At 66.3% G+C, this 7,245-nt stretch carries 9 protein-coding genes and 1 pseudogene; 8 read left to right on the forward strand and 2 right to left on the reverse strand.

Translation table 11 applies throughout. The features are described 5' to 3' along the window. Window positions 1–133 (forward strand): annotated as a pseudogene (locus tag VJ811_RS14410) (IS30 family transposase); the annotation flags it as partial. 108 nt (window positions 134–241) lie between these two features. Here the strand turns inward: VJ811_RS14410 and VJ811_RS14415 are convergent. Then, window positions 242–652 carry a DUF2141 domain-containing protein gene (locus tag VJ811_RS14415; protein ID WP_324073528.1) on the reverse strand — a complete coding sequence of 137 codons (411 nt, stop codon included), beginning with the start codon at window positions 650–652 and terminating at the stop codon, window positions 242–244. Next, window positions 597–1,355, reverse strand: a complete 759-nt coding sequence (locus VJ811_RS14420) for a sterol desaturase family protein (RefSeq protein WP_324073530.1) — start codon at window positions 1,353–1,355, stop codon at window positions 597–599. Before VJ811_RS14420 ends, VJ811_RS14415 begins: the two co-directional genes overlap by 56 nt. A 74-nt stretch (window positions 1,356–1,429) precedes the next feature. Here VJ811_RS14420 and crtY point away from each other — a divergent pair, with 74 nt between their 5' ends. The 7 genes from crtY to VJ811_RS14455 form a co-directional block, all read left to right on the forward strand. Next, window positions 1,430–2,587, forward strand: coding sequence for a lycopene beta-cyclase CrtY (gene crtY / locus VJ811_RS14425; protein ID WP_324073531.1), 1,158 nt, complete (start codon window positions 1,430–1,432; stop codon window positions 2,585–2,587). Further along, on the forward strand, window positions 2,584–4,059 hold the full coding sequence (locus VJ811_RS14430; protein WP_324073534.1) for a phytoene desaturase: 1,476 nt from the start codon (window positions 2,584–2,586) through the stop codon (window positions 4,057–4,059). Before crtY ends, VJ811_RS14430 begins: the two co-directional genes overlap by 4 nt. Before the next feature lie 114 nt (window positions 4,060–4,173). Continuing rightward, window positions 4,174–4,755 carry a TIGR00730 family Rossman fold protein gene (locus VJ811_RS14435; RefSeq protein WP_324073536.1) on the forward strand — a complete coding sequence of 194 codons (582 nt, stop codon included), beginning with the start codon at window positions 4,174–4,176 and terminating at the stop codon, window positions 4,753–4,755. A 97-nt stretch (window positions 4,756–4,852) separates the two neighbouring features. Beyond that, the gene (locus tag VJ811_RS14440; RefSeq protein ID WP_324073538.1) at window positions 4,853–5,809 is read left to right on the forward strand and encodes a phytoene/squalene synthase family protein; all 957 of its coding nucleotides are present in this window, start codon (window positions 4,853–4,855) and stop codon (window positions 5,807–5,809) included. After that, on the forward strand, window positions 5,806–6,375 hold the full coding sequence (pnuC, locus tag VJ811_RS14445; protein WP_324073541.1) for a nicotinamide riboside transporter PnuC: 570 nt from the start codon (window positions 5,806–5,808) through the stop codon (window positions 6,373–6,375). The genes VJ811_RS14440 and pnuC overlap by 4 nt, the downstream gene beginning before the upstream one ends. Beyond that, window positions 6,372–6,890 carry an AAA family ATPase gene (locus VJ811_RS14450; protein WP_324073543.1) on the forward strand — a complete coding sequence of 173 codons (519 nt, stop codon included), beginning with the start codon at window positions 6,372–6,374 and terminating at the stop codon, window positions 6,888–6,890. The genes pnuC and VJ811_RS14450 overlap by 4 nt, the downstream gene beginning before the upstream one ends. A gap of 58 nt (window positions 6,891–6,948) precedes the next feature. Beyond that, the coding region (locus VJ811_RS14455; protein WP_324073545.1) for an autotransporter outer membrane beta-barrel domain-containing protein at window positions 6,949–7,245 on the forward strand (297 nt) is incomplete at its 3' end.

Here is a 7,245-nt window from a genome sequence, read left to right on the forward strand (position 1 = left end):
AACCGATCTCTCCCTGCACAGCCAGGCCAAACTCAGCGCCATCGCTCGCCAGCTCAACGAGCGCCCCAGAAAAACCTTGATGTATCAGACACCCGCTGAAATGTTCGCTCAGCGTGTTGCGGCGACCCGTTGAACCCACCACCAATTGCGGACGTAGGATCCTCCCCATCGCAAGTCGATGGGGAGGATCAAGACCGTCCGCTTCCCCACCCCAAAGCCGCCTCGAAAGGCGCGGAGCCCCCTACAGCATATATTTCATCTTGATCGACTGGCGCATGTCGCCCGCGACCGCGAAACTCGCCGATTTGAAGCTCGGCGGCCCGACGGTGATCGCCGGATTGCGTGAAAAGCCGAAGCCCTCTTTCGGCACGAAGATCGCGACATCCATCTTGTTGTTGCTGTTCTCGTCATGGACGACCGCGATCGCATAGGTGCCGGCCGCGGGCGCATGGACCGCGAAATCGCCGGCATCGGCGGCTTTGACTGCCATCCGCACCGACGCCTTGTCCTTGCTGCAGTCGGGAAACGCCTTGGGATTGGTGGTCAGGCAGACGAGGATTTGCCCCTTTGCGCTGCGCAGTCCGGTGACGCTGACCTCAACCGTCGGCGGCGGCGCGCTCGCAGCGCCGCCGAGCAGCGGCAAAGCTGCCAAGGCCAAGATCGGTGCCGCACGCCTTGTCCCAGAAGCGGAAATAAAGCCCATAATTCCCCCGGTAAGCGGCGTGGTGCTGCTGGTGATGCGTCGCGGTTATCAGCCAGCGCCCCGCGGGTCCATGAACCAGCGCGCGCGGGAACATCTCCCACCCCATATGATTGCCGACGCCCATGATCGTCATCATCGCCAGAACCAGTCCCAGCACCGCGACATGGATCGGGATAAGGAACACCAGCGCGGGGATGACGACCGCGCCGGTGATTGCCTCGAGCGGGTGAAAGCTCATCGCCGCCCACGCCGTCGGCGGCCGGCTGTCGTGATGGACGCTATGCGCGATGCGGAACAGGGCGGGGCGGTGCATCCAGCGGTGCGTCCAGTAAAACCATGTGTCGTGGATCAACAGGTAAGCGAAGAGGCTGACGGGCAGATACCACAGCGGAAAGGCGCTCCAATCACTGTAGATGCGCGTCCAGCCATGCGCCTGCCACCCCCATGCGACGACGCCCGCCGGAACCCCATAAATCGCGGCGCTCGCAAGGCTCCACCCGACCTCGCGCCGCATCTGCGGTTCGAGCCCGCGATAGAGGCCGGGGTGCTTCCACCGCGTCGCGAGCGCGAAGCCGCCGCTGGTGATCAGATAGCGCACACCGACGATCAGCGTCATCGCGAGCGCGGAGAAAAGGATCGGCCAGCCGGTCATCGCGCAAGGCTAGCCGCTCATCGCCGCGTTGCAATGGCTTTGCGCCCGCGCGCTTGCGTGGCTAAGGCGGAGCTATGGTGGGGCAGAGCAACGACAAATGCGATATCGCGATCGTCGGCGGCGGGCTCGCCGGCGGGCTGGCGGCGCTTGCCCTCGCGGCGAAGCGCCCCGACCTCGACATACGGCTGGTCGAGCCGGGGCCGATCGGCGGCAATCATATCTGGTCCTTTTTCGACAGCGATATCGCCAAGCGCGACCGCTGGCTCGTCGCGCCGCTCGTCCGCCATCACTGGCCGCGCTACGACGTGCGCTTTCCGTCGCATGAGCGCCGGCTGCGCATGGGGTACAAGAGCATCACCGGCGAAGCGCTCGCCGATGCCGTCATGGCGGCGCTGCCGGCGGGGCATGTTATCGCCGACAAGGCCAAGCATGTCGCGCCCGACCATGTGCTGCTGGCGCGCGGCGGGCGGCTGTCGGCGAAGCATGTGATCGACGCGCGCGGCGCTACCAAATTCGCGGGCCTCGACTGCGGCTGGCAGAAGTTCGTCGGGCAGGCGTTGACGGTGAAGGGCGGGCACGGCGTCGAGTTCCCTGTCGTGATGGACGCCACCGCCCAGCAACTGGACGGGTATCGCTTCGTCTATCTGCTGCCCTTCGATGCCGAGACCATGTTCGTCGAGGACACTTATTATTGCGATGACGCCGATCTCGACACGTCCGTCGTGCGCGAACGGATCACGGCTTATGCGGCGGCGCAGGGCTGGGACGTCGCCGCAACGACGCGCGAGGAAAGCGGCGTGCTGCCCGTGGTGATCGCGGGCGATTTCGACCGGCTGTGGCCCGAATCCGACCGCACCGCGCGGATCGGGGTGCGCGCCGGCACTTTCCATGCGACCACCGGCTATTCCTTGCCCGATGCCGTTCGCACCGCATCGGCGCTGCCCGGAATCGCCGATCGCGCCGACCTTCCCGCCATCCTCCGCGACCGCGCCGCGGCGTCGTGGCGGCGCCAGCGCTTCTACCGCATGCTCGGTGCGATGCTCTTTCGCGCCGCCGAACCCGACGCGCGTTACCGGATCTTCGAGCGCTTCTATCGCCTGTCGCCGGGGCTCGTCGCGCGCTTTTACGCCGGGCGGTCGACGCGAAGCGACAAGCTGCGCATCCTGTCGGGCAAACCGCCGGTGCCGATCGGCCGCGCGATTGCGGCGTTGTGGAAACGCGACTGGCGATGACGCGCCGCGCGATCGTCGTCGGCGCGGGTTTCGGCGGGCTCGCGCTGGCGATCCGGCTCCAGTCGGCGGGCGTCGAAACGACGGTCATCGAAGCGCGCGACAAGCCCGGCGGGCGTGCATACCACTGGATGAAGGACGGCTTTACCTTTGACGCGGGGCCGACCGTGATCACCGATCCGCCCTGTTTGCAGGAACTATGGGCGCTGAGCGGACAGGATATGGCGCAGGACGTCGACCTCGTCCCGGTGATGCCCTTTTACCGTCTCAACTGGCCCGACGGCACGAATTTCGACTATTCGAACGACGAGGTCGCGCTCCGCGCCGAAATCGCCAAGCTCCATCCCGCAGACGTCGAGGGATACGACGGCTTCCTCGAATATTCGCGCGGCGTTTATGAGCAGGGCTATGTAAAGCTCGGCGCGGTTGCCTTCCTCGACTTCGCCTCGATGGTCCGCGCCGCGCCGGCGCTGATGAAATATCAGGCATGGCGCAGCGTCTATGGGGTCGTCGCCTCCTATGTGCAGGACGAAAGGCTGCGACAGGCACTGTCGTTCCACACCCTGCTCGTCGGCGGCAACCCGATGACGACGAGTGCGATCTATGCGCTGATCCACACGATCGAGAAAGAGGGCGGCGTCTGGTTCGCGCGCGGCGGCACCAATGCGCTGGCGCGGGGCATGGTGCGATTGTTCGAGCGACTGGGCGGCACACTGCGGCTTGATGATCCGGTAACGAAGATAGAAACCACAGGTGACCGGGTGACCGGTGTGAGGACGCAAAGCGGCTGGAACGGAGACGCCGATATGGTCGCGTGTAACGGCGACCTGATGCACAGCTACAAGGCGCTGCTCGCCGGGCATCCACGCGGGCAAAAGGTCGCCAAAAGCCTCGCGCGCAAACGCTGGTCGCCGTCGCTGTTCGTTGTCCATTTCGGGGTGAAGGGCGATTATCCGGGCGTCGCGCATCACAGCATCCTCTTCGGCCCGCGCTACAAGGGGTTGCTGGGCGATATTTACGGCGGCGTGATCCCCGACGACTTCTCGCTCTACCTCCACCACCCCAGCGTCACCGACCCCGGCATGGCGCCGCCGGGTCACTCGACCTTCTACGCGCTCGCCCCCGTCGCGCATCTGGGGAAGGCGAAGGCCGACTGGGACGGCGCATTCGGCGAGCGTTTCGCCGACGCGATCCTCGAAGAGGTCGAACGCCGCGTCGCCCCCGGCCTCCGCGCCAATCTCGTCACCCGCTTCCACTATACCCCCGCCGATTTCGGCCGCGACCTGTCGGCGCACGTCGGCAGCGCGTTCAGCCTCGAGCCGGTGCTGTGGCAAAGCGCCTGGTTCCGCGCGCACAACCGCGACGACGCGATTTCGAACCTTTACTTCGTCGGCGCGGGGACGCATCCGGGCGCGGGTATCCCGGGGGTCGTCGGCAGCGCCAAGGCGACGGCTGCGCTGATGCTTGATCCATAAACTCCGCTCGCCCTGAGCTTGTCGAAGGGCCGTTCTTCCTTCAAAGCACGATAGAAGAAAAGAACAGGTCTTCGACAAGCTCAGGTCGAACGGAAGTTAAGAATGATTCAGACAATGAAACGCCTTGCCGTCTATTGCGGGTCCGCGACCCCCGAAGATCCGATCTATATCGAAACCGCGCGCCACGTCGGGCGCACCTTGGCCGAGCGCGGCATCGGCGTCGTCTATGGCGGCGGCCGGTTGGGGCTGATGGGCGCGGTCGCCGATAGCGCCTTGGAGGCGGGCGGCGAGGTGATCGGCATCATCCCCGAGGCGCTCGTGGACGCCGAGGTCGCGCACCGCGGCTGCACCGAACTGCACGTCGTTTCGGGGATGCACGAACGCAAGAAGATGTTCACCGACCTCTCCGACGGCTTCCTCACCATCCCCGGCGGGGTCGGCACGATGGACGAACTGTGGGAAGCGATCAGCTGGGCGCAGCTTGGCTATCACAGCAAGCCCGTCGGGCTGCTCAACGCCGCGGGCTTCTACAACGACCTCATCGCGTTCAACCGCAACATGGTCGAGGTCGGTTTCATCCGCCCCGCGCACGCCGGGATCATGATCGTCGACGCCGGGCTCGATGAACTGCTCGACAAGATGGCGGCCTATGTGCCGCACAAGACGATCTTCGCGATGAAGGCCGAAAATCTTTGACGGCGGCGCCCATAAATAGGGACAGTCCCTATTTATTCCGTGGCGTCAGGATGGGGCGAACGCACGGTGACCGAATAAATAGGGACTGTCCCTATTTATGAACCCAGACCCCTATGATGCCCACGCCCTCCACGGTTTCGCGCACGACAGCATCGCGCGCGGATCGAAAAGCTTTGCATTGGCCAGCCAGCTCTTCGACCGCGAAACGCGCGAGCGGGTGTGGCTGCTCTATGCATGGTGCCGCGCCGCCGACGATCTGACCGACGGGCAGGATCATGGCGGCGCGATGAAGCCGGACCATGATCCGGTCGCCGCGGTCGCGCATATCCGGGCGCAGACCGACAAGGCTTTTGCCGGGCAGCCGACGGGCGAGCTCGCCTTCGACGCGCTCGGCTTCCTGCTGACCGAAGTCGCGATCCCGCGCGCGATTGTCGACGATATCATCGCGGGGTTCGAACTCGACGCGAAGGACTGGCGCCCGCGCAGCGAGGCCGACCTGCTGCGCTATGCCTATCATGTCGCGGGCGCGGTCGGGGTCGCGATGGCGCTGGTGATGGGTATCGACCCCGCCGACGAGACGACGCTCGACCGCGCCTCGGACCTCGGCATCGCCTTCCAGCTCGCCAATATCGCGCGCGACGTCGCCGAGGATGCCGCCGCCGACCGCTGTTACCTGCCCGTCGAATGGATGGTCGAACTCGACATTCCGCCCGGCCAGCATATGCACCCCGCCTTTCGCGGGCGGCTGTCGGTGATGGCGAAATGGCTGTCCGAAATGGCCGAGGAATATGAGGCGTCGGCGCGCTGGGGCGCGCGCAAGCTCGGCCCGCGCAGCCGCTGGGCGGTGCTCGCCGCGGCGGGCATTTACGGCGACATCGCGCGCGAGGTGCGGGCGCGCGGCGACCATGCGTGGGATCACCGCGCCGCATCGAGTTTTTTCGCAAAGCTCGGCTGGGTCGCGCGCGCGGGCTGGTCGGTATTGCGGCGTCCGCCGCAGCGGCGGATCAGCCGTGACGGGCTCTGGACGCGTCCGCGGCATGAGGCGGGCGAATGAGCTACCTAGAATGGGTCGCGGCGGCGTTCGTGCTCACCAATGTCGCGCTCCTCGCGCTGCGCAGCGTGTGGAACTACCCCTTCGCGCTCGTCGCGGTGACGCTCTACGCCTTCGTCTTTTTCGAGGCGAAACTTTACAGCGACATGCTGCTGCAGGGCTTTTTCTTCGCGCTCAACCTCTATGGCTGGGCCGCCTGGATGCGCGCGCGCGACGATAGCGGCGTGCCGGTGCGCTGGATGACCGAGCGTGCGCGACGTGGTTGGGCGCTTGCGACGATCGCCGCCTGGGCCGGGTGGAGCTTTGCGATGGACCGCTACACCGATGCGGCCGCGCCGTGGATCGACGGCGCGATCGCGATGCTCAGCATCACCGCGCAATGGCTGCTCGCGCGGCGCCGGGTCGAAAGCTGGTTCCTCTGGATCGCGGTCGATCTGATCGCGGTGCCGCTGTTCGCATGGCGCGGCCTCTATGCGACCAGCGCGGTCTATGTCGTGCTGCTCGGCCTGTCGATCGACGGCCTGCTCCAGTGGCGGCGCGCGGCGGCGGCGGGCGAGGTTCCGGCATGACGCACCATATCTGCCTCCACGGCGCCGAAAGCACCGGCAAGTCGACCCTCGCGCCGCGCCTCGCGCTCCAGCTCGGCGGGCTCGTCGTCCCCGAATATGGCCGCACCTATGCCGAGGCGAACGGCACCGATCTCGACGAGGTCGACCTGCTCGCGATCTTCGACGGCCATCTGGCGGCGACCCGCGAAGCGCTCGCGCAGCGGCCCATATGGCTGATTTCCGACACCGACCCGCTGATGACGCAGGCGTGGGCGATCATGCTGCTCGGCCGCCGTCTGCCCGAAATCGACCTGTGGGACGGTGTAGCCGACCTCTATCTCGTCCCCGCGATGGACCTTTCGTGGGAGGAGGACGGCACACGCCTGTTCGGCAGCGAACTCGCACGGGCGCAATTCATGGAAGTCGCGATCGGTGAGCTTGAGCGGCGGCGGCTCAAATGGGCGTGGGTCGAGGGAGAGGGGGATGCGCGGTTGGCGAGTGCGCTGGCGGCGATAGCGGCGGCGGGGCTGACCTGACCGAATCTGCGGATGTCGGCTTTCCGGTGGGAAGCGGACATCGGATACCGCCGACCTCTTGGTCGCCGGAATCGGCTATGGCGGCAACGGCTTCGCGGCGGCGCTGTCGGCGGGGATCGGCAATTACGACCTCCGCCTCGATGGCCGCGACGACCATGCGAAGGCCGACAGCAAATATCTGGCCGCGCACGCCACCTATGGCGCCGGGAACGGCCTGCGCGGCAGCCTTGGCCTCGCCTATGCCTGGCACGACGTCGACACGACGCGCGCGGTGACTTTCGCACCGCTCGCACAGACGCTGACGTCGAACCGCGATGCCGGCACGCTGCAGATTTTCGGCGAAGCCGGTTATGAC

Origin of the sequence: Sphingopyxis sp., assembly GCF_035250425.1 — a bacterium.
Lineage (GTDB): Bacteria > Pseudomonadota > Alphaproteobacteria > Sphingomonadales > Sphingomonadaceae > Sphingopyxis.